At 63.2% G+C, this 25,399-nt stretch carries 25 protein-coding genes; 11 read left to right on the top strand and 14 right to left on the bottom strand.

Going from position 1 to position 25,399, the window contains the following annotated elements:
• The first annotated feature begins 83 nt into the window (after positions 1 to 83).
• Positions 84 to 782 carry an NAD(P)H-flavin reductase gene (fre, locus tag E5E96_RS07645; RefSeq protein ID WP_016348960.1) on the top strand — a complete coding sequence of 233 codons (699 nt, stop codon included), beginning with the start codon at positions 84 to 86 and terminating at the stop codon, positions 780 to 782.
• A gap of 129 nt (positions 783 to 911) precedes the next feature.
• On the opposite strand, the gene E5E96_RS07650 is transcribed toward fre, so the two are convergent.
• A complete protein-coding gene (locus E5E96_RS07650) occupies positions 912 to 1,169 on the bottom strand; it encodes an accessory factor UbiK family protein (RefSeq protein WP_171281861.1) in 258 nt (85 codons plus the stop codon).
• A gap of 301 nt (positions 1,170 to 1,470) precedes the next feature.
• Here E5E96_RS07650 and E5E96_RS07655 point away from each other — a divergent pair, with 301 nt between their 5' ends.
• On the top strand, positions 1,471 to 3,885 hold the full coding sequence (locus E5E96_RS07655) for a VolA/Pla-1 family phospholipase (protein WP_171281862.1): 2,415 nt from the start codon (positions 1,471 to 1,473) through the stop codon (positions 3,883 to 3,885).
• Between the two features lie 137 nt (positions 3,886 to 4,022).
• Here the strand turns inward: E5E96_RS07655 and glpG are convergent, their stop codons facing one another.
• Positions 4,023 to 4,856, bottom strand: coding sequence for a rhomboid family intramembrane serine protease GlpG (gene glpG / locus E5E96_RS07660; RefSeq protein ID WP_011704134.1), 834 nt, complete (start codon positions 4,854 to 4,856; stop codon positions 4,023 to 4,025).
• Complete coding sequence (gene glpE, locus E5E96_RS07665; protein ID WP_011704135.1) at positions 4,853 to 5,176, bottom strand: thiosulfate sulfurtransferase GlpE; 324 nt, start codon at positions 5,174 to 5,176, stop codon at positions 4,853 to 4,855. Before glpE ends, glpG begins: the two co-directional genes overlap by 4 nt.
• 70 nt (positions 5,177 to 5,246) lie before the next feature.
• On the opposite strand from glpE, the gene E5E96_RS07670 reads away from it, so the two are divergent.
• Positions 5,247 to 5,933, top strand: coding sequence for a LysE family translocator (locus tag E5E96_RS07670; RefSeq protein WP_171281863.1), 687 nt, complete (start codon positions 5,247 to 5,249; stop codon positions 5,931 to 5,933).
• On the opposite strand, the gene E5E96_RS07675 is transcribed toward E5E96_RS07670, so the two are convergent.
• From E5E96_RS07675 to E5E96_RS07700, 6 genes are all read right to left on the bottom strand, one after another.
• Positions 5,930 to 6,763 (bottom strand): AraC family transcriptional regulator, encoded by an 834-nt coding sequence (locus E5E96_RS07675; RefSeq protein ID WP_171281864.1) that lies wholly within the window; start codon positions 6,761 to 6,763, stop codon positions 5,930 to 5,932. The genes E5E96_RS07670 and E5E96_RS07675 overlap by 4 nt on opposite strands.
• A 3-nt stretch (positions 6,764 to 6,766) precedes the next feature.
• Positions 6,767 to 7,468 (bottom strand): ABC transporter ATP-binding protein, encoded by a 702-nt coding sequence (locus E5E96_RS07680; protein ID WP_011704138.1) that lies wholly within the window; start codon positions 7,466 to 7,468, stop codon positions 6,767 to 6,769.
• Positions 7,469 to 7,478: 10 nt separating this feature from the next.
• On the bottom strand, positions 7,479 to 8,252 hold the full coding sequence (livG, locus tag E5E96_RS07685) for a high-affinity branched-chain amino acid ABC transporter ATP-binding protein LivG (protein WP_171281865.1): 774 nt from the start codon (positions 8,250 to 8,252) through the stop codon (positions 7,479 to 7,481).
• Complete coding sequence (locus tag E5E96_RS07690; RefSeq protein ID WP_044798805.1) at positions 8,249 to 9,517, bottom strand: high-affinity branched-chain amino acid ABC transporter permease LivM; 1,269 nt, start codon at positions 9,515 to 9,517, stop codon at positions 8,249 to 8,251. Before E5E96_RS07690 ends, livG begins: the two co-directional genes overlap by 4 nt.
• Entirely contained in the window at positions 9,517 to 10,443 is a 927-nt protein-coding gene (livH, locus tag E5E96_RS07695) for a high-affinity branched-chain amino acid ABC transporter permease LivH (RefSeq protein ID WP_011704141.1), read from the bottom strand. Before livH ends, E5E96_RS07690 begins: the two co-directional genes overlap by 1 nt.
• A 64-nt stretch (positions 10,444 to 10,507) precedes the next feature.
• Positions 10,508 to 11,629, bottom strand: coding sequence for a branched-chain amino acid ABC transporter substrate-binding protein (locus tag E5E96_RS07700; protein WP_016348967.1), 1,122 nt, complete (start codon positions 11,627 to 11,629; stop codon positions 10,508 to 10,510).
• Positions 11,630 to 12,064: 435 nt separating this feature from the next.
• Here E5E96_RS07700 and E5E96_RS07705 point away from each other — a divergent pair, with 435 nt between their 5' ends.
• On the top strand, positions 12,065 to 13,069 hold the full coding sequence (locus tag E5E96_RS07705) for a substrate-binding domain-containing protein (protein ID WP_011704143.1): 1,005 nt from the start codon (positions 12,065 to 12,067) through the stop codon (positions 13,067 to 13,069).
• An 80-nt stretch (positions 13,070 to 13,149) separates the two neighbouring features.
• Here E5E96_RS07705 and norR read toward each other — a convergent pair whose 3' ends face one another.
• The gene (gene norR, locus E5E96_RS07710; RefSeq protein WP_171281866.1) at positions 13,150 to 14,676 is read right to left on the bottom strand and encodes a nitric oxide reductase transcriptional regulator NorR; all 1,527 of its coding nucleotides are present in this window, start codon (positions 14,674 to 14,676) and stop codon (positions 13,150 to 13,152) included.
• Between the two features lie 170 nt (positions 14,677 to 14,846).
• Between norR and norV the strand changes: the two genes are divergently transcribed.
• From norV to E5E96_RS07740, 6 genes are all read left to right on the top strand, one after another.
• Positions 14,847 to 16,331, top strand: a complete 1,485-nt coding sequence (gene norV / locus E5E96_RS07715; protein ID WP_171281867.1) for an anaerobic nitric oxide reductase flavorubredoxin — start codon at positions 14,847 to 14,849, stop codon at positions 16,329 to 16,331.
• Positions 16,328 to 17,494, top strand: coding sequence for an NADH:flavorubredoxin reductase NorW (gene norW, locus E5E96_RS07720; protein ID WP_171281868.1), 1,167 nt, complete (start codon positions 16,328 to 16,330; stop codon positions 17,492 to 17,494). Before norV ends, norW begins: the two co-directional genes overlap by 4 nt.
• Before the next feature lie 51 nt (positions 17,495 to 17,545).
• A complete protein-coding gene (locus E5E96_RS07725; protein WP_019840749.1) occupies positions 17,546 to 17,887 on the top strand; it encodes a DUF1971 domain-containing protein in 342 nt (113 codons plus the stop codon).
• 121 nt (positions 17,888 to 18,008) lie between these two features.
• Positions 18,009 to 19,226: a 4Fe-4S binding protein gene (locus E5E96_RS07730; protein ID WP_171281869.1), complete on the top strand. Its 1,218-nt coding sequence runs from the start codon at positions 18,009 to 18,011 to the stop codon at positions 19,224 to 19,226.
• Positions 19,227 to 19,513: 287 nt separating this feature from the next.
• On the top strand, positions 19,514 to 20,740 hold the full coding sequence (locus tag E5E96_RS07735) for an aromatic amino acid transporter (protein ID WP_043168070.1): 1,227 nt from the start codon (positions 19,514 to 19,516) through the stop codon (positions 20,738 to 20,740).
• A gap of 166 nt (positions 20,741 to 20,906) precedes the next feature.
• Positions 20,907 to 21,206: a hypothetical protein gene (locus E5E96_RS07740; RefSeq protein WP_017410841.1), complete on the top strand. Its 300-nt coding sequence runs from the start codon at positions 20,907 to 20,909 to the stop codon at positions 21,204 to 21,206.
• A gap of 122 nt (positions 21,207 to 21,328) precedes the next feature.
• On the opposite strand, the gene E5E96_RS07745 is transcribed toward E5E96_RS07740, so the two are convergent.
• Positions 21,329 to 21,685 carry a CesT family type III secretion system chaperone gene (locus E5E96_RS07745; RefSeq protein ID WP_029302611.1) on the bottom strand — a complete coding sequence of 119 codons (357 nt, stop codon included), beginning with the start codon at positions 21,683 to 21,685 and terminating at the stop codon, positions 21,329 to 21,331.
• Between the two features lie 198 nt (positions 21,686 to 21,883).
• Here E5E96_RS07745 and E5E96_RS07750 point away from each other — a divergent pair, with 198 nt between their 5' ends.
• Positions 21,884 to 23,425, top strand: coding sequence for an AexT-like T3SS ADP-ribosyltransferase toxin (locus tag E5E96_RS07750; RefSeq protein WP_171281870.1), 1,542 nt, complete (start codon positions 21,884 to 21,886; stop codon positions 23,423 to 23,425).
• 83 nt (positions 23,426 to 23,508) lie between these two features.
• Here the strand turns inward: E5E96_RS07750 and E5E96_RS07755 are convergent, their stop codons facing one another.
• From E5E96_RS07755 to E5E96_RS07765, 3 genes are all read right to left on the bottom strand, one after another.
• Positions 23,509 to 23,988, bottom strand: a complete 480-nt coding sequence (locus E5E96_RS07755; RefSeq protein WP_171281871.1) for a DM13 domain-containing protein — start codon at positions 23,986 to 23,988, stop codon at positions 23,509 to 23,511.
• Between the two features lie 112 nt (positions 23,989 to 24,100).
• Positions 24,101 to 24,505 (bottom strand): g-type lysozyme inhibitor, encoded by a 405-nt coding sequence (locus E5E96_RS07760; protein ID WP_171281872.1) that lies wholly within the window; start codon positions 24,503 to 24,505, stop codon positions 24,101 to 24,103.
• Between the two features lie 257 nt (positions 24,506 to 24,762).
• Positions 24,763 to 25,143, bottom strand: a complete 381-nt coding sequence (locus E5E96_RS07765) for a hypothetical protein (protein ID WP_017410846.1) — start codon at positions 25,141 to 25,143, stop codon at positions 24,763 to 24,765.
• Positions 25,144 to 25,399: the final 256 nt, after the last annotated feature.

Raw genomic sequence — 25,399 nt, forward strand, 5'->3', positions numbered from 1 at the left:
CTGACCTGACCACTTTGCTGGTCGCCAGTCCACAGTGAATCAAGAGCGAAAGCGGGCCGAGCGAGCCCGTCACAAGGATAAGAATGCAACGTATCAAGTGCCGCGTAGAGGAACTGCGCGAATATGTCGACACCATCTGGCACGTGGCCCTGACGCCGCTGCAAGAGGTCAGCTTCAAGCCGGGCCAGTATCTGCTGGTGGTGATGAGCGATTCGGACAAGCGTCCCTTCTCCATCGCCAACTCGCCGACCCGTCCGGGCATGCTGGAGCTGCAGATCGGCGCCACCCCGGAAAACGCCTATGCCGGCCAGGTGCTGGCCCGTATGCGCGAGCAGGGGGAGATCGAGATTGAACTGGCGGCGGGCAAGGCCTTCCTGCGGGAAGAGTCGCCCCGGCCGCTGATCCTGATGGCAGGTGGCACCGGTTTCTCCTATGCCCGTTCCATTCTGGAATACCTGATCGATACCGGCAGCAAGCGCCCGGTGTTCTTCTACTGGGGCGTGCGCCAGGCGCACTGGCTCTACGAGCAGGAGCAGATGCAGCAGTGGGAGCGCGACTACGCCCCACTCACCTTCATCCCGGTGGTGCAGGAGCCGGAAGCTGACTGGACCGGCAAGACCGGGCTGGTGCACAAGGCCATCATGGATGATTTCGTCAGCCTGCATGACTACGACATCTATGTCGCCGGCCGCTTCGAGATGGCGGGCGCGGCGCGGGAGGAGTTCAAGATCCTGGGCGCCGAGCCAGAGCGCATCTTCGGCGACGCCTACGAATTCATCTGAGTTCGGCATGAGGCCGGCCACATAGCGTGACCGAGGAGGCCTCGCTGAGTCAGCCTGCTGCTTGCCCTGCGGCAGGCCAGAAACAACAAACCCCAGCCTGGCTGGGGTTTGCTTTATGGGCGACCTACGTTATTCGCCTTTGGCACCGAGCTGCTGCTCGAGCTGGGCCAGCTTGGCCTCGAGCGCGGTCAGCTTCTCGCGGGTGCGCAGCAGCACCTTGGTCTGCACGTCAAACTCTTCGCGACTGACCAGATCCAGCTTGCCCAGCTGGGACTGCAGCACCTGACGGATCTTCTTCTCCACCTCTTCACCCACGCTGCGAATGCCGGGCGGCAGGGAGTTGTGCACCTGTTTGGCGATCTCTTCCAGTTTCTTCGGGTCGATCATGTGGTTCTCCTTAAGCAATGCGCCATTCTACCGGCAATTGATCCGCTTTGCCGAGATCGAGGGTCGCTTTTTGCCAGCTGCCATACGGGCAGTCGCTGGTCGGGTCTGGTATTCGGGATGAAGCTGTTAACCTATCGAGTCCCGTTTCTATTCCAATTCCTTGATGCTGTACACAAAAAAAGCAGATCAGATGACCGACCAGAGGCTTAATAATTGTTGCGTTGCTGTTAAGATGTACCGGTCGGGTTCTCACCCAACTCAGTCAGCATTTCATGGATAACAACTAAAAAGAGATAAGGATATGAAAAAGAAGCTAATTTATGCCGCGGTTGTCAGTGCTATGCTGGCTGGCTGTGGTGGCAGTGACGATAACAAAGGCGACACCTCCAGCTATCTCGACTATCTGTTGACCGGTTCCAACGCCGTGCGCCCCAGTGCTCTGGCTGCCCGGGCCAGCGATGGCACCCTGAAATTCTCCACCGAAACGGCAGATCTCTCCAACCCGGTCTCGGCCATGTCGACCCTGGATGGCTGGTCCACGACCCAGGCTATCCAGATCGTGCCCGTGACCTCATCCGGCATTCAGGTGCAGGCCCCGGCCGCGGCGGAGTTTGCCGCTTCGGTCGCGCCGCTCTACCTGCTGGAACTGAGCTTTGACAGCACCGCCCTGCGCCCGAACGGCGTGAAGAAGGTGCTGACCTACGGGGTGGACTTCGTGGTGGCCGCTGCGGCCGGCAAGCTGAACCTGGTGCCGCTCAAGCCGCTGAATCCCTCCTCCTACTACATGATCGTGGCCACCGACTCCCTCAAGGACAGCAGCGGCAATGCGGTCAAGGCCGGCAACGACTACGGCAACTACAAGAACAACGCCGGCAGCAATGCCCAGGAGCAGACCATCAACGGTCTGATTGCCCTGCAGGAAGGGTTGTTCAAGGCTGCCACCGGCGTCTCCACCGATCACGTCATCTTCTCCGACTGGTTCGGTACCCAGTCCGGTGCTGACGTGCTGGTAGCGGTGAAAGGGGCTGCGGCGTCCGTGCTGAAGAGCCCGACCCTGGATGCGGCCGCCCTGTGGAAGCAGGATGCCAAGGGCAACACCAGCCTGCCGGGCACCTATACCCTGAGCGTGACCGGCAGCAATGCCTTCCTGACCCAGCTGGACGCCGAGCAGTTCCTGCCGCAAGAGCAGAAAGATGCGATCGCCACCGCCTTCGGGCCCGGTGCTCCGCTCAACCCGATTGCTCAAGCGACCAAGGTCTATACCGGTACCGTCAAGCTGCCTTACTTCCTCGCCTCGCCGGCTACGGCCGGTTCCTGGGACAAGGCCAAGACCCAGTCCTGGCACGGTGCCATCCCCAGCCTGTACGCCATCGCCAATGCCCTGAAAGCCTCCGACAGCGAAGTGATCGCCGGGCTGGTGGGCGCGGGTGTGGACCCGGCCCTGCTGGCGACGCTGATTGCCGATCCGACCCGTCAGGCCGAGCTGCTGGTCGAGGCGAGCAAGCTGATCGGGGTGACCCTCACCTCCGGCGGCAAGCCGCTGGATGCCGAGCAGAACATCGGCCGCTTCAACCCGCTGCCCATGCTGGAAGAGGTGCAGTCGGTGCCGATGCGGGTCTTCGCCAAGGATGCCCTCAACACCATCACCGACGTGATCATCTACCAGCACGGTGTCACCTCGGTAAAAGAGAACGCCTATGCACTGGCGCTGGGTCAGATCTATGCCGGCATGCAGGCAGGCAAGAAGGTGGCGCTGGTGGTGATCGATCACCCGCTGCACGGCGAGCGCGGCTTCGCCCTGAGTGGCAGTGATGCGACGGTGACCACCTCCGAAAATCCGACCCCGTATCTGAACCTGAGCTACCTGACCGTGGCCCGCGACAACCTGAAACAGAGCGTGGCGGATCTGCTGGGCCTGCGTCTGGCGGTCGGTCTGGCCAATGCCAAGGGTGCTCTGGGCGTGGCTGGCGTCAAGGTGCACTTCCTGGGCCACTCCCTGGGGGCCATCTCAGGTACCAACCTGCTGGCGGTTGCCAACCAGCCCATCGGCAATGCGCAGGCGGATGCCCTGTTCAAGTTCGACACCGGCGGCCTGGCCATGCCGGGTGGCGGCATCGCGCCGCTGCTGCTGAACTCGCCGACCTTCGGCCCGACCATCAAGATGGGCGTGCTGACCAGCGGCAGTGCCGAGCTGAAAGCGGGCTTCACCGCCTACGCGCCCAACTGCAAGACCGCGGTACCGACCTGCTTCGTCAACGAGTTCCTGCCAAGCCTGAGCACTACCCAGCAGGCGGCGGCGGCAAGCACATTGCAGAGCTACAGCTTCGCGGCCCAGTCGGTGCTGGATTCGGCTGACCCGATCAACCTCGGCCGCGGCATCCAGAGCAGCTTCCCGCTGTTCGCCACCGAGATCGTCGGCGATGGCGCCCTGAGCCTGTCTGACCAGGTGATCCCGAACAGCATCGCCTCCGCCCCGCTGGGTGGTACCGAGCCGCTGTTCAAGGTGCTGGCACTGCAGCCGCTGACCGCCACCGGTGCGGCCAGCCACAACGCGGCCCGCTTCTTGGCAGGTGGCCACAGCTCGCTGCTGGCGCCGGACGAGAACTTCGACCCGAGCGGCGATGTGACCACCGAGATGCAGTCCCAGTTCGCCAGCTTCTTCATGAGCGGCGGTACTGCGGTCAAGGTGACCAACGGCAGCCTGCTCAAGCAGTAAGCCAGTCGGCCAATAAAAACGCCGCCCCTCGGGGCGGCGTTTTGTTTTCCGGCATCGCGCTTGTCGCCGGTTCAGATTGGCCTGGTTGGTGACCGCTCTGGCTGCCGAGCAGCTTGCTGCACCTCGATGACTACCACTCAGGCGGGCTGGTGGTGTCTGTCCAGCCAGCCCTGCAGCAGCCCGACCAGCAGACCGGCCAGGTGGGCCATGTTGGCGGTACGGGTGCCGAGCAGATCGAAGAAGCCGAGCGCCAGCCAGAACAGCATGAAGCCCATCAGCGCCGGTGGCAGGGTGAGGCCGCAGGCCGGCTGCAACTTGCTGCGCAGCCAGCAGTAGCCGAGCAGGGCATAGACCACCCCGGAGAGGCCGCCAAACAGCGGGCCGCTGGCGAAGAACTCGGCCAGGTTGGGCAGGGCGGCGCCTACCAGCAGCAGGATCAGCAGCTTGCCGCTACCGAGCCGTTGTTCGATCTGGCCCCCCAGATACCACCACCACAGCAGGTTGAACACCAGGTGCAGCACCGAGAAGTGGATGAAGGCCGGAGTGAAGTAGCGCCACGCCTGCCAGTCGGTGAACTGGGCCAGGGTCGGGTGGAAGGCCAGCTCATCGAAGATCGGCAGACCGATGGCATCGAGCCCGTAGATGGCCAGACAGGCGATGATCACCACCAGGGTCAGCGGCCCCGCCTGATGCAGGAAGTCGGTGACCGGGTCGGTCATCCCCTTGCTGTAGTCGATGCGGGCATCGGCCCGGCCGGATTGCCAGGAGGCTTCCATGTAACGGGGGTGGGTCGGCTCGGCCAGGAAGCGTTTCACTTCCAGCTGGGCCTGGGCGAGGCGTTGTTCGTCCGCCAGCCAGACCGAGACGCCAAGCTCGGACTGGGTCAGCTCGCACGAGATGCCGAGGGTGGAGAGATAGTCCACCAGCGCCTGGGCCATGCGGGCATTGTCGAGCACCAGCAGCTGGATCATGCGTCGCCCGCCTGGATCGGGAACTCCCTGCGCCACGCCTCGAAGCCGCCATCCAGGCTGTAGACCTCATCGTACCCCTGTTGCAGCAGATACTGGGCGGCGCCCTGGCTGCTGTTGCCGTGATAGCACATCACGATCACCGGGGTATCGAAGTCCACCTCGTTCATGAAACGCACCAGGGTGCCGTTGGTGAGGTGGAAGGCGCCGACCGCATGGGCCGTCTCGAACGACTGGGGGTCGCGAATATCCACGAGGCGGGCTGCCCCGGCGGCAAGCTTCTGGTGGGCATCATGGGCACTGATATGGGCAAACTGGTCCATTAACATGTCCTGCGAATAGGTGATTGAGGGTCAGTTTACCGCAAGCGGAGGCCGGCGCTAAGCCCGCAATGTGTCCGGTTATTGCCGTGACCGATCGCAATTTCCTTCAATACCGGGGGAGGGGTGCCGGCTAGGCTGGGGGCTCCTTTTGCTGCTACGAGCGTTATTCATGGAGACGAGTCTGCTGTTATCCATGGCCGGGTTTGCCCTGGCCATGTCCATCACCCCGGGGCCGGTCAACCTGGTCGCCCTCGGCAGCGGCGCCAGGCACGGCTTTGCGGCCAGCCTGCGGCACGTGGTCGGGGCCACCCTGGGGTTCATTCTGTTGCTGCTGTTGATGGGACTGGGGCTGGGCGCCACCCTGCTGCAGTGGCCGCTGGCGGCGGATTCACTGCGCTGGGCAGGGGTGATCTTTCTCGGCTGGATGGCCTGGCAGCTGCTGGTGGACAGCGGCCGGGTGGAGGGGGTCGACGGAGTGGCGCCCTCCTTCTGGTACGGGGCACTGATGCAATGGCTCAATCCCAAGGCCTGGCTCGCCGCCAGCATGGGGATGGGCGCCTATGGCTGTGCGGGCGGGGTGGGGCAGGTGGCCCTGTTCAGCGGCCTCTACCTGGTCATCTGTCTGTGCTCCATCGCTTGCTGGGCCTATGCCGGCAGTCGCCTGCAGGGGTTGCTGCTCGCGCCGCAGCGGCTGCGCTGGTTCAACCGGGCGATGGCGCTGTTGCTGCTGCTCTGCGCCGCCTATCTGGTGCGCTAGCCTTGCCGGATCAGCTGACTGCGGTAGTGACCCGGGGTGGCGGCCACCCGCCGCTTGAACTGGCGCTGGAAGTGGGCCTGATCGGCAAAACCGCTGGCCAGCGCCACCTCAGCCAGCGGCTCTCCCCGCCTGAGCAGGGTGCGGGCATGGCGGATGCGCTGATCGAGCAGGTAGGCGTGGGGCGTCATGCCGTAATGGCGGCTGAAGCTGCGCACGAAGTGAGAGGGGGTGAGCCCGGCCACCGCACTCAATTGCGCGAGGGTGAGGGGGCTGCTGCAGTCGTCCTGCATCAGTTCGGCGGCTCGCTGCAGGTGCTGCGGCGGCCGATCGTCCCAGCTGGCCGGGGTGAGCCTGGCCAGCAACTGGCGACTGAACTGGTGGCAGGCCACTTCGCGCGCGAGCGGCTCCGGCTCCTGCCACAGCTGCCGGTGGAGCCGGCACAGCCCCTGATAGAGCAGGGGATCCTGGCTTGCGGTCATGTCGAAGGGACGAAACGCATCGCCCAGCCCAGCTTCTTCCTGCTGGCGTTGCAGCCAGCCGGTATCGAGGTAGAACATCAGATAGGACCAGGGCTCATCCGCAATCGGGTTGCAGGCGTGCACCTCTTCCGGGTTCATCAGCACCAGGTGGCCGCGGCCGACCTCCTGCCGGCTGCGCTGGTTGAGATAGTGGCTGTGGCCACCGGTGATGGCGCCGATGGAGAAGTGGGGGTGGCTGTGCTTGTCGTAGCAGACGCGGCGGCCATCCTGCACCGCCCGCGCCTCGATGAAAGGCAGGGCCGGATCGTGCCAGAAACTGTGGTGATCCGGCGCCGTGTCGGCCCTGCTCATGGGTCAGCCGCCGAGATAGGCCTGGCGGACGGCCGGGTTGGCCAACAGGGCCGCCCCCGTGTCCTGCAATACCACGTGGCCGTTCTCCAGCACATAGCCGCGATCGGCCAGCTTGAGCGCCTGGTTGGCGTTCTGCTCCACCAGAAAGATGGTCATGCCGTCGCGGCGCAGCTGCTCTATGGTGTCGAAGATCTGCTGGATGACGATGGGGGCCAGCCCCAGCGAGGGTTCATCCAGCAGCAACAGGCGCGGTTTGCTCATCAGGGCGCGGCCGATGGCCAGCATCTGCTGCTCGCCGCCGGACATGGTGCCGGCGCGCTGCTCCAGGCGCTCGTGCAGGCGGGGGAACAGGGTGAAAATCTGATCCAGCAGGCCGCGCTGCTCGGCCTTGTCGACGAAGAAGGCCCCCATCAGCAGGTTCTCCTCCACCGTCAGGCGAGCGAAGATGCGACGCCCCTCCGGCACCACGGCGATGTCCTTGCGCATGATGCGGGCGGTGGAGAGCGAGTCTATCTGCTCTCCCTCGAACCAGATGGAGCCGCTGCTGGGCTTGGGCTCGCCGCACAGGGTCATCAGCAAGGTAGTCTTGCCGGCGCCGTTGGCGCCGATCAGGGTGACGATTTCCCCCTCTTTTACCTGGACGCTGACGTCGTGCAGCGCCTGAATTTTGCCGTAGTGGGTCGATACGTTGCGAAGTTCTAACATCTTTTTATCCTTACGACTCGCCCAGATAGGCCTTGATCACTGCTGGATTGCTGCGGATCTCGTCCGGCTTGCCGTGGGCCAGCGGGGTGCCCTGGTTGACCACGAAGATGCGGTTGGAGATCTCCATCACCAGCTTCATGTCGTGTTCGATCAACAGCACCGAGACCCCGAACTCGTCCCGCAGGTTGGAGATGAGCTCGTTCAGTTCGTCGGTCTCGTGCGGGTTGAGGCCGGCGGCCGGCTCGTCCAGCATCAGCAGCTCGGGCCGGGTCGCCATGCAGCGGGCAATCTCGAGCCGGCGCTGCTGGCCATAAGCCAGGTTGCCGGCGGCGCGGTTGGCGAGATCTTTGAGCCCCACCTTCTCCAGCCAGAAGGCGGACTGCTCCAGCCCCTCCCGCTCGGCACGGCGAAAGGCCGGGGTCTTGAACAGCCCGGCCAGAAAGCCGGTGTTGAGGTGTCTGTGCTGGGCCACCAGCAGGTTTTCCACCGCCGTCATGTCCTTGAACAGTCGCACGTGCTGAAAGGTGCGCACTATGCCCTTGCGGGCGATGAGATGACCGGGCAGCCCCTGGATCTCCTCACCCTTGTAGCGGATGATGCCACCGCTCGGGCGGTAGAAGCCGGTCAGGCAGTTGAAGACGGTGGTCTTGCCCGCCCCGTTGGGGCCTATGATGGAGATCACCTCTCCCTTGTCCACGTCCAGCTTGACGCCGTTGACGGCCAGCAACCCTCCGAAGCGCATCGACAGATCAGAAACTTCCATTAACTTCTGATTGGCTCTCATTTCTTTAACTCCAGATGCGGACGGGTCATCGGCAGCAATCCCTGTGGCCGCCAGATCATCATGAACACCATCAAGAGGCCGAACATCAGCATGCGGTATTCGTTGAACTCGCGCGCCAGCTCAGGCAGTACCGTCATCACGATGGCAGCCAGCACCACCCCGATCTGGGAGCCCATGCCGCCCAGCACCACGATGGCGAGCACGATGGCCGACTCGATGAAGACGAAGGACTCCGGACTGATGAAGCCTTGGCGCGAGGCGAAGAAGCTGCCGGCGAAGCCTGCGAAGCAGGCGCCAATGGTGAAGGCGGTCAGCTTGATGATGGTGGGGTTGAGCCCCAGCGACTTGCAGGCGATCTCGTCTTCCCGCAATGCCTCCCAGGCGCGACCGAGCGGCATGCGCAGCAGGCGGTTGATGACGAACAGGGTGGCGATCACCAGCACCAGTGCCATCAGGTAGAGGAAGATCACCTTGTGGTTGGCGTTGTAGGCGATGCCGAAGAACTCGTGGAAGGTCTCGAAGCCGCCATCCTTGACGGTACGGTTGAACTCCAGACCGCCCAGGGTCGGCTTGGGAATGCCGGAGATGCCGTTAGGGCCGCCGGTCAGGCTGGTCATGTTGTTGAGCAGGATGCGGATGATCTCGCCAAAGCCCAGGGTGACGATGGCCAGATAATCCCCCCGCAGTCGCAGTACCGGGAAGCCGAGCAAAAAGCCGAAGGTGGCCGCCGTCAGCCCGGCGATGGGCAGGCACTCCCAGAAGCTGAGCCCGAAGTAGGTGTTGAGCAGGGCATAGCTGTAGGCGCCGACCGCGTAGAAGCCGACATAGCCGAGATCCAGCAGGCCGGCGAGGCCGACCACCACGTTCAGGCCGAGACCCAGCATGATGTAGATGAGGGCCAGGGTGGCCAGATCGATGGCACCGCGCGAGGCCATGAAGGGCCAGCTCACCGCGAACAGCAGCACCAGCACGGCGGTGATGTTGTAGAGGCGTGGCGCCTCCTCTTGGCTCGGCAGCACCAGCTTGGTGAAGCCGACCGAGAAGCCGCTGATGGAGGCCTGAAACAGCCGGCTTATCTGGCCGCGCAGCAGCTGGAACCAGAACACCAGGGTGGCGCCGCCCAGCAGCCAGGCCAGCGACACGTCCAGCCGGCTGGTCACCAGCAGGCGGGTGCCGTCGGTTTCGAGCTTGAAGCCGAGCAACCAGAAGGAGAGCACCAGCAGCACCAGGCTGGCGATGCAGGCATGGACCAATTGACGTTTCATCATACCTTCTCGACCTCCGGGCGACCCAGAATGCCGGTGGGCATAAACAGCAGCACGCCGATCAGCAGGGCAAAGGCCATCACGTCCTTGTATTCGGTGCTGAGGTAGCCGGCGGTGAGCGCCTCGACCACGCCGAGCAGCAGGCCGCCCAGCACGGCGCCGGGAATGCTGCCGATACCGCCGAGGACTGCCGCAGTGAAGGCTTTCAGCCCGGCCATGAAGCCGAGGTAGGGGTTGATGACGCCGTAATACATGCCGAGCAGCACGCCGGCGACGGCGGCCAGGGTGGCCCCCAGCACGAAGGTGATGGAGATGACCACATGGGTGTCTATCCCTAACAGGTTGGCCATCTTGATGTCTTCCGAACAGGCGCGGCAGGCGCGGCCCATGCGGGAGCGACCGATGAACTGGGTCAGCGCCAGCATGGTGATGAAGGTCACCACGAAGATGATGAGCTGCATCCAGGAGAGGCTGGCCTGGAAGCCGTCGGCTTCACCCAGGGTCCAGCCGCCGGAGATCAGGGTGGGCATGGCGATGTCGCGCGAGCCCTGGGCCATCCGCATCATGTTCTGCAGGAAGATCGACATGCCGATGGCGGAGATGAGGGGGATCAGCCGGTTGCCGCCCCGCAGCGGGCGGTAGGCGACGCGCTCTATGGTCCAGCCATAGGTGCCGGTGATGACGATGCTGACCAGGAAGGCGCCCCCCAGCAGCAGGAAGGTGCTGTCGATGCCCATCATCATGAGCCCCGCCATCACCATGAAAGCGACATAGGAGCCGATCATGTAGACCTCGCCGTGGGCGAAGTTGATCATGCCGATGATGCCATAGACCATGGTGTAGCCGATGGCGATCAACGCATAGGTGCTGCCTATGGTTAACCCGTTCAGCAACTGCTGAACCAGGTAAAGGAAGTGTTCGGACATACTGCGTTCCCTGTACTTGCCCGCAAAGAAAGGAGGGGTGACTCATGTCACCCCGACCGGCAGATTATTTGACTTGAGTGGAGGTACCGTCGGCGTGCCACTGGAACACACCGAATTCAAAGCCTTTCAGGTCGCCACTCGGAGCCCAGCTCAGGGTGCCCATGACGGTATCGATCGGTGCGGCCTTGATGGCGGCAGCCACGGCAGCCGGGTCATCCTCACCCGCCTTGGCGATACCGGCAGCCAGGGTTTGCACCGCGGCATAGGTGGTCCACACGAACGGACCGGAGGAGTCCTGACCCTTGGCCTTGAACGCGGCCACCAGCGGGGCGTTGGCCGGCACCAGGTCATATTTGTTCGGCAGGGTCACCAGCAGGCCTTCGGAGGCCGGACCGCCGATGGCGGAGATGTCCTTGTTGCCGACCCCTTCCGGACCCATGAACTTGGCCTTGAGGCCCTTCTCGCCAGCCTGACGCAGGATCAGACCCAGCTCGGGGTGATAGCCGCCGTAGTAGACGAAGTCGACGTTCTCTTTCTGCAGCTTGGCGATCAGGGCGGAGAAGTCCTTGTCGCCGGCGGTGATGCCTTCAAACGCCACTACCTTGACGCCGGCCTTGTCCAGCGCAGCTTTCACGCTGGAGGCGATGCCTTCGCCGTACTGTTTCTTGTCGTGGATGACGGCCACGCGCTTGGGTTTGACCTGCTCGATGATGTACTTGGCGGCAGTCGGACCCTGGTCGCTGTCCAGGCCGATGGTACGCAGCACCAGCTGATAGCCGCGCTCGGTGATCTTGGGGTTGGTGGAGGCCGGGGTGACCATCAGCACGCCTTCATCTTCATAGATGTCGGAAGCGGGCAGGGTGTTGTCGGAGCAAAGGTGGCCGACCACGAATTTGACGCCGTCGTTGATCACCTTGTTGGCGACCGCCACGGCCTGCTTGGGATCGCAGGCGTCGTCATAGATGACGGCTTCGATCTGCTTGCCCTTGATGCCACCGGCCTTGTTGATCTGCTCGACCGCCATCTTGCCGCCGGTGAACTGCATGTCGCCGTACTGGGCGACCGGGCCGGTGACCGGACCGGCGATGCCGATCTTGATGGTATCCGCCGCGTGGACCAGTGATACCGATCCGAACAGGGCCATAGAAACCGCTGTCCTGACTGCCATTTTGCTCAACTTATTCATCGATTCGTCCCTTAATCAGTGGATTGTTTCATTTTCCGTGTGCCATTCCGAACCGTGATCCCGCCAGTCCGGCAATAGGTATGGTTCTATCATTCCTCGCTGGGCAATAACAAGCTGTTAAAGATACTAACCAGAGAGGGTGGAATAGTGCTTTTTTGAAACAAATAACCAATATTGAAATCTGATTTAGATATTGATGCTAAAGGTGTTGATTAACATCTTCTCAACAAGGTGTGCTTTCGATAAATGATAGATGAAAAAACTGACGATATTTTACCCTGACACTGCTCCCATTTTGACCAAAATCCGTTTGCGCAAATAGAAATGAGCGCCTAGATTAGCCAGCATTGACAATTCATTGGCAGTGCTCGTTAAAACCAAGCCTTTATTCGGGAAATCTGCTAATGTTCCGCCTTTGATCTTCAGGAGACAGAGATGGCCACTATCAAGGATGTCGCCTCCCGCGCAGGCGTATCCATCTCCACCGTCTCACATGTACTCAATCACACCCGTCGGGTCAGCGAAGACGCAACCCAAAAAGTGCTTGAGGCGGTGGCAGAACTCAACTACGCGCCCAACTCGGTAGCGCGCAGCCTCAAGATAAACTCGACCAAGACCATCGGCATGCTGGTGACCACCAGTGCCAACCCCTTCTTTGCGGAAGTGGTGCAAGGGGTGGAGGCGTATTGCTTCGAGCAGGGCTACAGCCTGATCCTCTGCAATACCGAGAACCAGCCGCCCCGTCAGCAGCACTATCTGCGCATGCTGATGGAGAAGCGGGTCGACGGTCTGCTGGTGTTGGGAACCGACATCGATACCCCGCTGCGCGACATGCTGCGCATCCACAAGAACGTGCCGCAAGTGGTGCTGGACTGGGGTACCGAGTGTGACTTTGCCAACGTCATCAACGACAACGCCCGCATCGGTGCGCGCCTAGCCGTGCGCCACCTGCTGGAGCAGGGTCACCGCGACATCGTCTGCATCACCGGTCAATTGGCCAAGCCGACCACCCAGCAGCGGCTGGACGGGGTGCGCGATGCCCTGGGCGAGCAGGGTCTGACCCTGAAAGACGAGCAGATCTTCGAAGGGGATTACGAGAGCCAGAGCGGATTCGATGCCATGCAGCGGATCCTGGCCCTCAAGCCGCGGCCGACCGCGGTGTTTGCCTTTGACGATCCCATGGCGATCGGCGCCATCTGCGCCGCCTGGGAAGCCGGGGTCAAGGTGCCGGACGACATCTCCATGATCGGTTATGACGACGTGGAGATGGCGCGCTTCTCCAGCCCGCCGCTCACCACCATCCGCCACCCCAAGGCCGAGCTCGGTCTGCTGGCGGTGCAGCAGCTGGTGAGCCGGATCCGCAACAAGGAGCTGGAGGTCGAGTCGATGACGGTCCAGCCGGAGCTGATCGTTCGCCGCTCGGTCAAGTCCCTGCGCTGATCGCGCCACGGCAGAGCCATCAACAAGAAAACCCCCTCGCCAGCGAGGGGGTTTTTATTTGATGGCCCTGAATGGACGCCTCAGGCCTTGAGGCCGAGCCGCTTGGCGAGGCGGTGCAGGTTGCCGCCGTCGAGCTCCAGCACGCGGGCGGTGGCGGCCCAGTTGCCGTCATGGGCGGCCAGCGTCTGCTCGATCAGCGCAAGCTGGAAGGCGTCGGTGGCGGCGCGCAGGCCGAGGCCGCCGGGCAAGGGGGTCATTGGCGCCATGGCGGGGCTGGTGGAGGGGGGCAGGGGGCCGGCTGCCAGATTGAAGTGATGGCTGGCGAGGGTCGGGGTCTGGCTGCCCTGTTCGGCCCGCGCCAGCACGGCGGCACGGTGGATGGCGTGCTCGAGTTCCCGCACGTTGCCGGGCCAGTCGTGGCGCTCGAGCAGTTGCAGCGCCTGTGGCTGGATGCGCAGCCGCTCCAGCCCCAGGCTGAGCCGGCAGCGCTCGCAAAAATAACCGGCCAGCAGGGGGATGTCGCCGGGGCGCTCGCGCAGCGCCGGGGCGTGGATTGGGAACACGCTGAGCCGGTGGTAGAGGTCGGCCCGAAACTGCCCTTCGACCACCGCCTGCTTCAGATCCCGGTTGGTGGCCGCCAGGATGCGCACGTTCACCTTGAGCGGGGTGTCGTCACCGATCCGCTGCAGATCGCCGTATTGCAGCACCCGCAGCAGCTTGGCCTGCAGCGGCAGAGAGAGCTCGCCGATCTCGTCGAGGAACAGGGTGCCCTGATCCGCCAGCTCGAACTTGCCCGCCCGGTTGTGGATGGCGCCGGTAAAGGCCCCCTTCACGTGGCCGAACAGCTCGCTTTCGGCCACGGATTCGGGCAGGGCGGCGCAGTTGAGGTAGACCAGCGGGGCCTTGGCACGCTGGGAACCGCGATGCACCGCCTTGGCGATCAGCTCCTTGCCGACCCCGGTCTCCCCCAGGATCAGCACGTTCAGCTCGGAGTTGGCGACCACTTCTATCTCGTGGCGCAGCCGTGCCATGGCGGGGGACTGGCCGATCATCTCCGGCTGCTCAGGGCCGGGCCGGGTGCCGGGGACCAGCGGCTCGCTGCTCTGGCGGGCAAGCCGCTCCAGCAGCAGCGCATTGTTGAGGGCGGCGGCGGCCAGGGCACCCACCAGCCGCAGCTCCTCGTCGCTGATGGCGTCGAACTGGGCCGGGTTCATGCCGTCTATGGTCAGCGCGCCGATCAGCGCCTGATCCGAGAACAGCGGCAGACCGACGCAGGCGTGCACCTTGAAGTCGTCGTGATCTGGCAGCAGGCCGTCATAGGGGTCGGGCAGGCTGCTGTCGGCGGGGAAGCGCACCACGTCGCCGGCGCGGGCGATGGCCTCCATGCGCGGATGATCCTTGAGGGCGAAACGGCGCCCCAGCACGTCCTGCATCAGGCCGTCGATGGCCAGCGGGATGAACTGGCCCCCCTCGTAGCGCAACAGGGCCGAGGCATCCGAGTTCAGCAGGCTGCGCACGCTCTGGATCAGGCGGTGGAAGCGGTCCTGATGGGAGATGCCGAGTTGCAAGTCGAGGGCGATGCGCGCCAGGCTGTCGGTCGAGATCACGATAATTGTCCAAATGACAGTGTGTTTGTGATTTTGACTATAAGCAGTGACTGTCTAAATGACAATGTCTGGTTTTTATTACCAATAAAAACAATGGGTTATAGGTTGGCACGTCTGCTGCAACAGCTGGTTCAGTCGAACATACACTATTGCATCCGAGGAACTGCCTGATGAGCATTCACGTCAAGAACAACATCCACTGGGTCGGCCAACGGGACTGGGAGGTACGCGACTTCCACGGTACCGAGTACAAGACCCACAAGGGCACCAGCTACAACAGCTATCTCATCCGCGAAGGGAAGAACGTGCTGATCGACACCGTCGATCACAAGTTCAGCCGCGAGTTCGTGCAGAACCTGGCGGCGGAGATCGATCTCGCCGCCATCGACTATGTGGTGATCAACCACGCCGAGGAGGATCACGCCGGCGCCCTGACCGAGCTGATGGCCCGCATCCCCGGCACCCCCATCTACTGCACCCACAACGCCATCGACTCCATCACCGGCCATCATCACCACCCGGAGTGGAACTTCCACCCGGTCAAGACAGGTGACAGCCTGGACATCGGCAACGGCAAGCAGCTGGTATTCATCGAGACCCCCATGCTGCACTGGCCAGACAGCATGATGACCTATATGACCGAGGACGCGGTGCTATTCTCCAACGACGCCTTCGGCCAGCACTACTGTGACGAGCACCTGTTCAACGACGAGGTGGATCAGACCGAGCTGATGGAGCAGTGCCAGCGCTACTACGCCAACATCCTCACCCCCTTCAGTCCGCTGGTGACCGCCAAGATCAAGGAAGTGCTCGGCTTCAACCTGCCGGTGAGCATGGTGGCCACTTCCCACGGCATCGTCTGGCGCGAGGACCCCACCCAGATTATCCTGAAATACCTGGAGTGGGCCGACCACTATCAGGAAGATCGCATCACCCTCTTCTACGACTCCATGTCCAACAACACCCGCATGATGGCCGACGCCATCGCCCAGGGCATCCACGAGGTGGATCCGGGCGTGGCGGTGAAGATCTACAACGTGGCCCGCCACGACAAGAACGAGATCCTGACCCAGGTGTTCCGCTCCAAGGGGATACTGGTGGGCTCCTCCACCATGAACAACGTCATGATGCCCAAGGTGGCGGGCATGCTCGAAGAGATCACCGGCCTGCGTTTTCGCAACAAGCGTGCCTCGGCCTTCGGCAGCTACGGCTGGACCGGTGGCGCGGTGGACCGGATCCAGACCCGGCTGATGGACGCGGGTTTCGACATCAGCATCTCCCTCAAGGCCAAGTGGCGGCCGGATGGCTCGGCGCTGGCCGAATGCCGCGAGCACGGCCGCCAGCTCGCCCGTCAGTGGGCGCTGCACCCGCTGGACGCGCCCCGTCCGATCACCGCCACTCAGACAGCCGTGACCCCCGTTCCCGCGATGCCTGTTGTTGAGCCGAAAGCCGCAGCGGCCGCCGCCGAATGGGATGACGACCAGGCCATGCTCTGCACCGTCTGCCAGTGGGTCTATGACCCGGCCCAGGGCGAGCCGGATCAGCTGGTGGCACCGGGCACCCCCTGGGCCCAGGTGCCGGACAGCTTCCTCTGCCCGGGCTGCGGCATCGGCAAGGAGGTATTCGAACCCTGCGCCGTGGAGGCCTGTGTATGAGCACAACAACGCAGAGTGACGCTGGCATCAGCCGGGAAATAGTGGTGATCGGCAGCGGCTTCGCCGCCCAGCAGCTGGTCAAGAGCCTGCGCAAGCTGGACGCCGAGCAGCCCATCCGCCTCATCACCGCCGACAGCGGCGACGAGTACAACAAGCCGGACTTGAGTCACGTGGTGAGCCGGGGCTGCGCCGCCGCAGCCATGACCCGTCTTAGCGGCAGCGACTTTGCCGAGCAGCAGCGCATTGCGCTGCTGCCCCACAGCCCGGTGCTCGGCATCGACCCAGCCCGGCGGTTGGTGCTGACCGAGCAGGGGGAGTTCCCCTATGGCCAGCTGGTGCTGGCCACCGGTGCCAGTGCGGTACGCCCCGAGCTGCCGGGCAGCGAGCATCTGGTCACCCTCAACAGCCAGCAGGAGTATGCCGCCGCCGAGGAGGCAATCCAGCAGGCCCGCCGCATCCTGGTGCTGGGGGCCGGCCTCATCGGCTGCGAGCTGGCGATGGACATGGCGAGCGATGGCCGCGAGGTCACCCTGCTGGATCTGGCCGACAGCCCGCTCAGCGCCCTGCTGCCCGCCACCCTGACCCAGCCGCTGCAACAGGCGCTGCGCAGCCAGGGGGTCAGCCTGCAGTTCGGGACAGGTCTCGCCAGGATAGATGGCCAGCCGGGCGATGGCTGGCGCGTCACTCTGAGTGACGGGCGCGTCAGCGAGCAGGATCTGGTGATCGCCGCGATCGGCCTGCGGCCGAATCTGGCCCTGGCCCGCGGGGCCGGGCTGGCAGTGGAGCGCGGCATCTTGGTCGACCATCGGCTGCAGACCAGCGATCCCCATATCTTCGCGCTGGGGGATTGCGTGCAGTGGCAGGGTCAGCTGCTCCCCTTCCTGCAACCAATCGTGCTGGGGGCCAATGCGCTGGCGCGTACCCTGCTTGGCACGCCGACCCCGCTGACCCTGCCGCCCATGCTGGTGAAGGTGAAGACGCCGCGTTATCCCTTGCAGTTGGCCGGCCGCACCAAGGGCGAGGATCTCGCCTGGCAGTGCCGCTGGAACAGCCACGGCATGGTGGCCGAGGCGCGCGATCAAGCCGGCGAGCTGTGCGGCTTCGTGGTGGGGGGCGACCAGATGAGCGCCGCCTTCCCGCTGCTGCGTCAGCTGCCCCGTTAACCCCTTTCATTGCACCGGCCGGGTCGACCCGGCCACTCGAGGAGAACTGATATGGCCATGCAACTGATTCCGTCTCACTGGGTGGTGCGCCGCTCCACCCCCTTCTTCACCCGCCAGAATGTGCCCCAGGCCCTGCTCACCCACCACAACACCGCGGCCGGAGTGTTCGGCCAGCTCTGCGTGATGGAGGGCACCGTCACCTATCACGGTTTTGCCGACGAGCAGGCTGAGGAGCCCGAGGTTAGCCTGGTGATCCGGGCCGGGGAGTTTGCCACCAGCCCGCCCCAGTATTGGCACAGGGTCGAGCTGTCGGAGGATGCCCGCTTCAACATCCACTTCTGGGCCGAGCAGGCCGAATCCGACCAGCCGCTGTTCAACAGCCGCAAGGCATAAGGTGCAATCATGGGGAGGGGCATTGGGCGCAAATGTCCCCCTCTGCCCATGCAGATCAAAATAATCAATTCAGATGTCCGTTATCCTTGCCGCCAGTTGTGGATGAGGCAGTGAGGGAAACATGAGCGTGATCGAAGCCGTGACCATGGCCGCCGGCCTGGTCTATCTGGTGCTGCTGGCGTGGCAGGCGCGATCGGGCTGGCAGTGGCGTCTTGCCCTCGGCCTGCTGCTCATGCTCTGGTTGCTGGCGGCGGACAGCCTGCTCTGGTTCGGCGTGGGGCTGGTGGCCGGCGCGCTTGCCCTCTGGCACCAGCGGCGGCCGTTGCCCACCCTCGAGGCGCTCGACAGCCAGTGGCTGCGGGTACGCACGCGCCAGCTGCTGCTGCTCTGCTGGGGGCTGGTTACGCTGCAATACGGCCTGCATGTCTGGCAGCTGGGGCAGGGGATGAGCCCCTGGCTGGTACGCCCTGACGTGGTGGACGGCTTCCTGCCCATCGCCGGCGGGCTCGGGCTGCGGGCCTGGCTCGGACAGGGGCTGGTGGATCCACACCATCCGGCGGCCACCGTCACGGTACTGGTGCTCTCGCTGTCGGCCCTGCTGCTGGGGCGGGCGTTCTGTGCCTGGTTCTGCCCGCTCGGGCTGGTGGGTGAGTGGTTGCACGGCCTGCGCAGCCGATGGCTGGCGGGGGAGTGGACGCCGCCGCGCTGGCTCGATGTCGTGTTGCGTGGCCAGAAGTTTCTGGTGCTCGCCTTTCTGCTGTTTATCGTGCTGATCGCGGTGCCAAGCGCCACCCTGCCCGGCTACTTCACCAGCCCCTACCATCAGGCGGCGGACATGAAGATGGGGGCCTTCTTCTTCAACCTGACCCTGATCTCGGGTCTGTGCCTTGGCTGGGTGCTGCTGCTCACCGCCACCTTCCGCCAGGGCTTCTGCCGCTACCTCTGCCCCTATGGCGCCTGGCTGGCCCTGCTCGGCTTGTTGACCCCATTGCGCATTCGCCGTGACCCGGCCCGTTGCCTGCGCAGTGCGGGCCACGACTGCGACAAGTGCAGCCGGGCCTGCCCGTCGCGCATCCAGGTGCACCAGCTGATCGCGGTGCGCAGTCTCGAGTGCACCAGCTGCCTGAGCTGCGTGGCCGCCTGCCCCAAGCGGGCCGATGCGCTGCACTTGGGCACGCAGGGGCGCCGGCTCGCTCCCCGCCAGCTGCTGGGGCTGCTCTGCCTGTTGCTGCTGGTGCTGCCGCTGCTCGCTTACGGCCTGCTGGGGATCTGGGTCAGCCAGACGCCACTGGCGGATCGCGCCCAGCTGCTGCAACTGCTGCCGCAACTGACCCATTGAGTAGTGAAGAGCCAGTTGCAGGCTGTCTGCGAAGGGTCCATCGGGCAGCCTGAACATGCACCCGCATTTGATACCTGAGGGGTAGCAGGGTAAAGTCCCTTCCCCGACAGGCGGCCCTGCTGCCGTGTCGAGCCGGCAGCCCGCCTTGAGCGCACCTTGTTTCCCTTGCGAAGCAGCCAGCGCCGGGCGCCGGCACCTAGATGAGCGCGATCTACCATGACAACCGGCGTAGCACATGCAACGGTCCGCGGTCGCGATCAGATCCACAATCGTCTTTGGAGAAGTAAATGGGACAGAAACCATCGTTGGTGGGCGGGGCATGCATCATTGCCGGCGTCTGTGTAGGGGCCGGCATGCTGGGCTTGCCGAGTGCGGGGGCGGGCGCCTGGACCATCTGGTCGGTGCTGGCCATCACCCTGACCATGATCGTGATGACGCTCTCCGGCTGGATGCTGCTGGAGTCCTATCAGGGCTATCCGCTGCGCGTGTCGTTCGATACCGTTACCCGCGAACTGCTGGGGGAGAAGCTCAACGCCCTCAACAACCTCACCGTCTATTTCGTCGGTGGCATCCTGCTCTACGCCTACATCACCTCGGCCGGCCTCATCATCGACGGCATGACCGGCATCGGCAGCCAATGGGGCTCAATCCTGTTTACCCTGGGCTTCTCCGGCCTGGTGTGGCACTCCACCCGGGCGGTGGATCGCATCTCAGTAGTGCTGGTCATCGCCATGGGGCTGAGCTTCGTGTTCGGCATCTCGGGCCTGTCGCTCAACATCAAGCCGACCCTGCTGTTCGATACCCTGAGCGAGCACGCCAGCTATGCCCCCTATGCGCTGGCCATGCTGCCGGTGGCACTCACCTCGTTCGGTTATCACCACTCGGTGTCGTCCATGCGCGCCTACTACGGTGAGGAGCGCCGCGCCCGCTACGCCATCCTCGGCGGCACCGCCATCGCCCTGCTGTTCTACCTCATCTGGCTGGTGAGCGTGTTCGGCAACTTGCCGCGCAGCGAGTTCGGCCCCGTGGTGGCGCAGGGCGGCAACGTCGACGTGCTGCTCAAGGCGCTGGCCTCGGTGATCGAATCCGAGGCGGTGGCCAGCGCCCTCAACCTCTTCTCCATGGCTGCCATCCTCTCCTCCTTCATCGGGGTGGGACTGGGGGTGTTTGACTATCTGGCGGATCTGTTCAAGTTCGACAACGGCCGTGGCGGCCGCGCCAAGTCGTGGGCGGCCACCTTCCTGCCGCCGCTGCTGCTCTCCCTGCTGTTCCCGTTCGGCTTCCTGATGGCCATCGGCTACGCGGGCGCCGTGGCCACCCTGTGGACCTGCATCATCCCGGCCCTGCTGGCCTGGAAGGTGCGCGCCGGCAAGGGCAAGCAAGGTGACAAACAGGAGGGCTTCCGGGCGCCGGGCGGCATGCCGATGATCGCCGGCGTCTTCCTGTTCGGGGTGCTGACCGCAGCATTCCACCTGCTCAACATGGCGGGCATGCTGCCCGTCTACACCGGCTGACCACCCCGGTCTGCCCCGGCAGACTGCGACAAAAAACGGCGCCTGATGGCGCCGTTTTGCGTTCCAAATTGTGACGCAGACAGACAGGTTGGTGCCGTTCGGACTCGCCAGTGGGATGGCGTGCACTATAGTTTGGTTCTCTTTGGAGCCAAAATAGGAGCTGGCTATGGCATGGACTATCGATGATTCGCAACCCCGCATCCTCTACAACAAGGACAAGCACGTGGCCGTGACGGCGTCGGCCATGAGCAAGTACCATGAGTGGCGCCGGGAGATAGTGCGGGGTACCGATCCCAAGAATGCTGCCGACAAGGTGGGCGACATGCACTACGAGCAGTTGAGCGGCAAGAATAAAGGGATCTACACGATCCGCCTCAGCCAGGAGCACAGGGTCGCTTTTACCATCAACAGCACCCTGCAGCAGGTGAATGTGATCAGCATAGGTGGCCACTTTCCACCGAGCTGAGTGGTCTGGTTGAGTACAAAAAGGCGCCTGATGGCGCCTTTTTTATTGGCTGACAACCGCAGCCCGAGCGGGCTGTGGGTGGTGTGGTCAGCAGTCGGTCATACGGCCCTGCTGCGGGCGAGTCAGATCGCGCCAATCTCGCTGGCGGCGTGTACCAGCTGCTCCAGTTGATGATGGATCTGGCCTCGATCGAGCTGTTGCAGTGGCTGACGGCTCCAGAGGACTGGGGTCAGGCTATCCGGATCGAATGCCAGAACCGGTTTGCAGGGGTCCTGGCTGAACAAGTTCTGCGCTGCGGCTTGTGCGCTGGTGGCGGCTTCTAGGCGGGTAAACATCAGCAGGTAGTTGGCCGGGTGTTCGGTCAGGTGGTAGGTTTGCTCGCCGATCTGCAGGCTGGTGACGCTCTCTTCCTGTGCTGGCATGGGGAGAGAGAGGGAAAGAAACAGCTGGTGGAGGGCGGCGTGATAGAGAGAGTTCATCGAGGGCTCCAAATTAGTGATGGTGCAATTAGAGCAGCTCACCGCAGACGACACTGTTAATGGTGGCTCTGTTTTTTTAGCTTTCCGGCCAGTTGGGTGGCGTGTCGCATTCAGTGCAAAAATCCCGACCAATCGCGATAGTCCGCCCCCATTGCCTCTCCTAGACTGAGCGCGAAACATCACGAGAAGATAAACACCATGCAGATTCAAACACATACTGGCGGCCTGCAGGCCGTCGCCCAGCACAGTGATGCTGCGGCCGGGGTTGGCAAGTTCGGCCAGCTGGATGCTCGTCAGGTTGCCACCAGTCAGGATGCCCTTCAGCTGGGCAGCCGCAGCGAACCGCAAAAAGGAGAGGGGCTGCTGTCCCGTTTGGGAGCCCAGTTGGCCCGTCCGTTTGTGGCACTGAAAGAGTGGATCGGCAATCTGCTGGGGGCTAGCCCCGCGGCGCCCGCCCGCTCGGCACCGCCGGCAGACAACCTCTCCCTGGCCGACCAAAAGCGCCTGCTGCTGCAAAAGGCGCTGCCCTTTACCCTGGGTGGCCTCGATAAGGCGAACGAGCTCAATAACATAGATGCACAGCAGCTGGGACAGGAACATGCCAGGCTGGCGACCGGCAATGGCGCCCTGCGCTCGCTGGCAACCTCACTGAACGGGATCAAGGATGGCTCCATGCGGCAGGAGAGCCAAACCTTGGCGGCCGGTTTGCTTGAACGTCCCATCGTCGGTATCCCGCTCCAGCAGTGGGGCACGGTGGGCGGCAAGGTAACGGAGTTGATCTCCAGTGCCACCCCGGAGCAGTTACAGGAGGCGATGAGCCAGCTGCACGCCGTGATGGCGGAAGTGGCCGACTTGCAGCGCGCTGTCAAGGCCGAGGTCGCTGGTGAACCGCTGCCGGCCACCACCAATGCCGAGGTTGCGGCGGCTCCACATGGAGAGGCCAAGCCTGCCGCCCGCGAAACCGTAACCATGGCACGCCAGACCGAGGCCACTGGTTACAAGCAGGCGCTGGAGCTCATCAGCTACCAGGCCAGCTACCTGCTGCGGGGTCAGGCTTCGACCGAGGTTACCCTGAGCAGTGATGACCTCAATGCCTTGCACCAGCACATTGCCGACGGCTCCATCAATGGCTCCCATATGGCCAAGCTGCAAACCCGGGGTGATCTGCAGATCCTGCGTACATTGGCGCTCTCTCTTGCGGGCGGCAGCGATGCCAATGGTGCTTCTCTGGGCAATGCGCTCGACAGTCTTGCCTCGGCGCGTCCCAACCAGCGGTTGGTGCTGGGCGGCCTGATGCAGTTTGCCGGTCAGACCGATCAGGCATGGGCAGACCAGACCGCCGGCAAGCCGGAGGATCGACTCGATGCGGGGGCAAGACTGCGCTTTGATACCGGCCACATGAAGGCGGAGCTGGCTCGTCTTGACGACAGCGCGGCGCGACAGGTGCTGCTACAGCTGGAGGGGGATTTTGGTGATCGAGCCAAGGCCGTCTGCGACTTCGCGGTAGCGCAGGTCTCGACCTTTGCCGACAGCGAGAGCAGCCCGGAAGCCGTATTGGTCTCCCGCCTGACCCGCATGGGCAACCTGGTGGGCAGCCTGACCGACGAGCTGAAGGTGCGCCTCCAGCTGCCCGAATCAGCACGTGGTGAGCCGACCATGATTGACTCCGTCAGCCAGCTGACCCCGCTGGAGCTGGCGGCCCTGGCCCATATCGGCGTCGAGGCCGGTTATCTCGAGTAATTGGCTCCCTACAAGGAAACTGCATGCAATAACGGACACCTCAGGGTGTCCGTTATTGCATGGTGAGTAGCCCGGTTGCGGAGTTACTGCCGGTAACGGGCGGCGGTGATGAACTGGCCGAAGGTCTCGCACCAGATGATCACGCTGTCGTAGTCGGCCGGGTTCACATCGGCAGGGAGGGGGACGATGAAGTTGTCGAAGGTCTTCACCGGCCCGATTTTCACCATCTTCTCCTTCAGACTGGCAAAGTCGGCCTCGGTCTCGACAAAGGTGGGCGACAGGTAGAGCTGGTAGTCGGGGCCGGGCGCCAGCTTGCCCATCAGGCTGATGGCATCGGGCCCTATGCTGACCTGCCCTTCTCCCCAGTGCAGCCGGTCGCTGTCTTGCAGATCTCGGCGAAAGGTGCCGTGAAAGCTGGCCTGGGCCTGCCGGGCGGCAACCTGCTCGTTGGCGGGGGCGGGTGGGGCTATCAGGATCGGCAGGGCATAGATGCCGGCCGCAAAGCCGGCGGCGCCCACCAGCAGATGGCTGGTCAGCAGCAGGGCCAGGGTTTTGCGTTGCATGGCGGTCTCGGTCGTTGATTAATTGATGGCACCACCCTACCAGCAGGCCGCCGTCATGCCCACCCCGGAATGGGGCATGACGGTGGTTGCACGGGCATCGCGCAGGCGGGGTTTACTGGATGCTGACCGCCAGGGTGTGGGGCACCTGCTCGCCGCGGCGGGCGGAGGCACGCATCTGATAGACCTGGATCAGGTACTTGCCGGAGGTGGGCAGGGCGCCTTGCCACTGACCATCGCCATCGTTGCGACCGATCGCCTCGGCCTGGCCGGGTTGGGCGCCGGGGGCGAAGACATTGAAGTTGGCGTTGCTGCTGCCGCCGATCTTGACCGTCATGGTCTGGCCCGCCTTGGCCACCAGGGTGTAATGGATGGTGTCATAGCCGGTGAAGCTGCCCTTGAGCTGGGCGCTGTGGGTTCCCTTGGCAAACTGCACCTGGACAGTGGTGATCTTGTCGGCAGCTTGCGCACCGGCGACCATGGTGATGGCCAGCAGGGCGGCCTGGATTGCTCGTTTCATCGTTGCACCTCGTGAAGGGGCCCTGTCACCCTGGCAGAGCCGCCTCGACAAGATATGCCCAAATCGGTGGGTTGCCTATCCGGCTCAGAGATATCGTCCCGGCCGAGTTGGCATGAACAGGTGAGATGCGTGGCGACGCTGCTTCGCATGTTGCAGCGCAAGGCAAGTGGTCGAGCGGGTTGTTAAAGCCGGGCGCAGCTGCCTGGCCCGGCTTGGTGTTCACTCCCTTTATCGCACGAATCAGTGCGCGGGCAGGATTAGGGGTTGACGCTGCGGGTAATCTTCAACTGATGAATCCCACCGGAGCATTGGGAGTCATTGCCCCAGGCACTGACCGGCAGGCCGCGATCCAGCGCCAGCAGGGCCATTTCGAACATGCCCCTGCCGGGGTAATCATTCAGGTTTTTGAAGACATGGAAGCTCGTGCTGCCCTGCTCATAATTCTTTTCCCATGAAATCACCACCGCATTGCCGGCGTCGGGGCCGCCACTGGCCGATTTGATATAGCCGGCATGCACATCGGTCAACATGACCCGATCAAGACACTGCACGTCGACCCGGTAAGTGGCCAAGGCACTGGTAGATAACATCAGGGTGGACAAGGCGGCCAACATAACGAACTTCTGTTTAATTATCATTCTACACATCTCCATTTGTGTGTTTTGGGTGAATGGCGGAAATTAAAATGGAGAGGTGGAAAAGGCCATGCCTATTTAATTCTGATAAGTCTGATATTGATTTTATATATTGCTTGGCAAGTGCCTTGTTTGGGGTGTCTATTTTAAATTGGAGATAAAGTATTGATTTTCAATGGTTTGTTTTTGAATTCGGATGTCACTATTTTTCATCATCGCGGTGATACGAAAGATGGTTGGATATATAAAACAAAGCATT

The organism is Aeromonas sp. 1805 (assembly GCF_013085525.1).
In the GTDB taxonomy this organism is placed as follows: domain Bacteria; phylum Pseudomonadota; class Gammaproteobacteria; order Enterobacterales; family Aeromonadaceae; genus Aeromonas; species Aeromonas hydrophila.

Excerpts from the sequence above, each read along its gene's own strand:
- glpG (WP_011704134.1), bottom strand. The coding sequence starts at position 4,856 with ATGATCCAGCTGCTGGTGCTCGACAATGCCCGCATGGCCCAGGCGCTG.
- livG (WP_171281865.1), bottom strand. The coding sequence starts at position 8,252 with ATGAGAGCCAATCAGAAGTTAATGGAAGTTTCTGATCTGTCGATGCGC.
- E5E96_RS07705 (WP_011704143.1), top strand. The coding sequence starts at position 12,065 with ATGGCCACTATCAAGGATGTCGCCTCCCGCGCAGGCGTATCCATCTCC.
- E5E96_RS07730 (WP_171281869.1), top strand. The coding sequence starts at position 18,009 with ATGAGCGTGATCGAAGCCGTGACCATGGCCGCCGGCCTGGTCTATCTG.
- E5E96_RS07740 (WP_017410841.1), top strand. The coding sequence starts at position 20,907 with ATGGCATGGACTATCGATGATTCGCAACCCCGCATCCTCTACAACAAG.
- E5E96_RS07655 (WP_171281862.1), top strand. The coding sequence starts at position 1,471 with ATGAAAAAGAAGCTAATTTATGCCGCGGTTGTCAGTGCTATGCTGGCT.
- E5E96_RS07725 (WP_019840749.1), top strand. The coding sequence starts at position 17,546 with ATGGCCATGCAACTGATTCCGTCTCACTGGGTGGTGCGCCGCTCCACC.
- E5E96_RS07700 (WP_016348967.1), bottom strand. The coding sequence starts at position 11,629 with ATGAATAAGTTGAGCAAAATGGCAGTCAGGACAGCGGTTTCTATGGCC.
- E5E96_RS07750 (WP_171281870.1), top strand. The coding sequence starts at position 21,884 with ATGCAGATTCAAACACATACTGGCGGCCTGCAGGCCGTCGCCCAGCAC.
- livH (WP_011704141.1), bottom strand. The coding sequence starts at position 10,443 with ATGTCCGAACACTTCCTTTACCTGGTTCAGCAGTTGCTGAACGGGTTA.
- E5E96_RS07650 (WP_171281861.1), bottom strand. The coding sequence starts at position 1,169 with ATGATCGACCCGAAGAAACTGGAAGAGATCGCCAAACAGGTGCACAAC.
- E5E96_RS07675 (WP_171281864.1), bottom strand. The coding sequence starts at position 6,763 with ATGAGCAGGGCCGACACGGCGCCGGATCACCACAGTTTCTGGCACGAT.
- E5E96_RS07760 (WP_171281872.1), bottom strand. The coding sequence starts at position 24,505 with ATGAAACGAGCAATCCAGGCCGCCCTGCTGGCCATCACCATGGTCGCC.
- E5E96_RS07745 (WP_029302611.1), bottom strand. The coding sequence starts at position 21,685 with ATGAACTCTCTCTATCACGCCGCCCTCCACCAGCTGTTTCTTTCCCTC.
- E5E96_RS07765 (WP_017410846.1), bottom strand. The coding sequence starts at position 25,143 with ATGATAATTAAACAGAAGTTCGTTATGTTGGCCGCCTTGTCCACCCTG.
- E5E96_RS07755 (WP_171281871.1), bottom strand. The coding sequence starts at position 23,988 with ATGCAACGCAAAACCCTGGCCCTGCTGCTGACCAGCCATCTGCTGGTG.
- fre (WP_016348960.1), top strand. The coding sequence starts at position 84 with ATGCAACGTATCAAGTGCCGCGTAGAGGAACTGCGCGAATATGTCGAC.
- glpE (WP_011704135.1), bottom strand. The coding sequence starts at position 5,176 with ATGGACCAGTTTGCCCATATCAGTGCCCATGATGCCCACCAGAAGCTT.
- E5E96_RS07735 (WP_043168070.1), top strand. The coding sequence starts at position 19,514 with ATGGGACAGAAACCATCGTTGGTGGGCGGGGCATGCATCATTGCCGGC.
- E5E96_RS07690 (WP_044798805.1), bottom strand. The coding sequence starts at position 9,517 with ATGAAACGTCAATTGGTCCATGCCTGCATCGCCAGCCTGGTGCTGCTG.
- norV (WP_171281867.1), top strand. The coding sequence starts at position 14,847 with ATGAGCATTCACGTCAAGAACAACATCCACTGGGTCGGCCAACGGGAC.
- norW (WP_171281868.1), top strand. The coding sequence starts at position 16,328 with ATGAGCACAACAACGCAGAGTGACGCTGGCATCAGCCGGGAAATAGTG.
- E5E96_RS07680 (WP_011704138.1), bottom strand. The coding sequence starts at position 7,468 with ATGTTAGAACTTCGCAACGTATCGACCCACTACGGCAAAATTCAGGCG.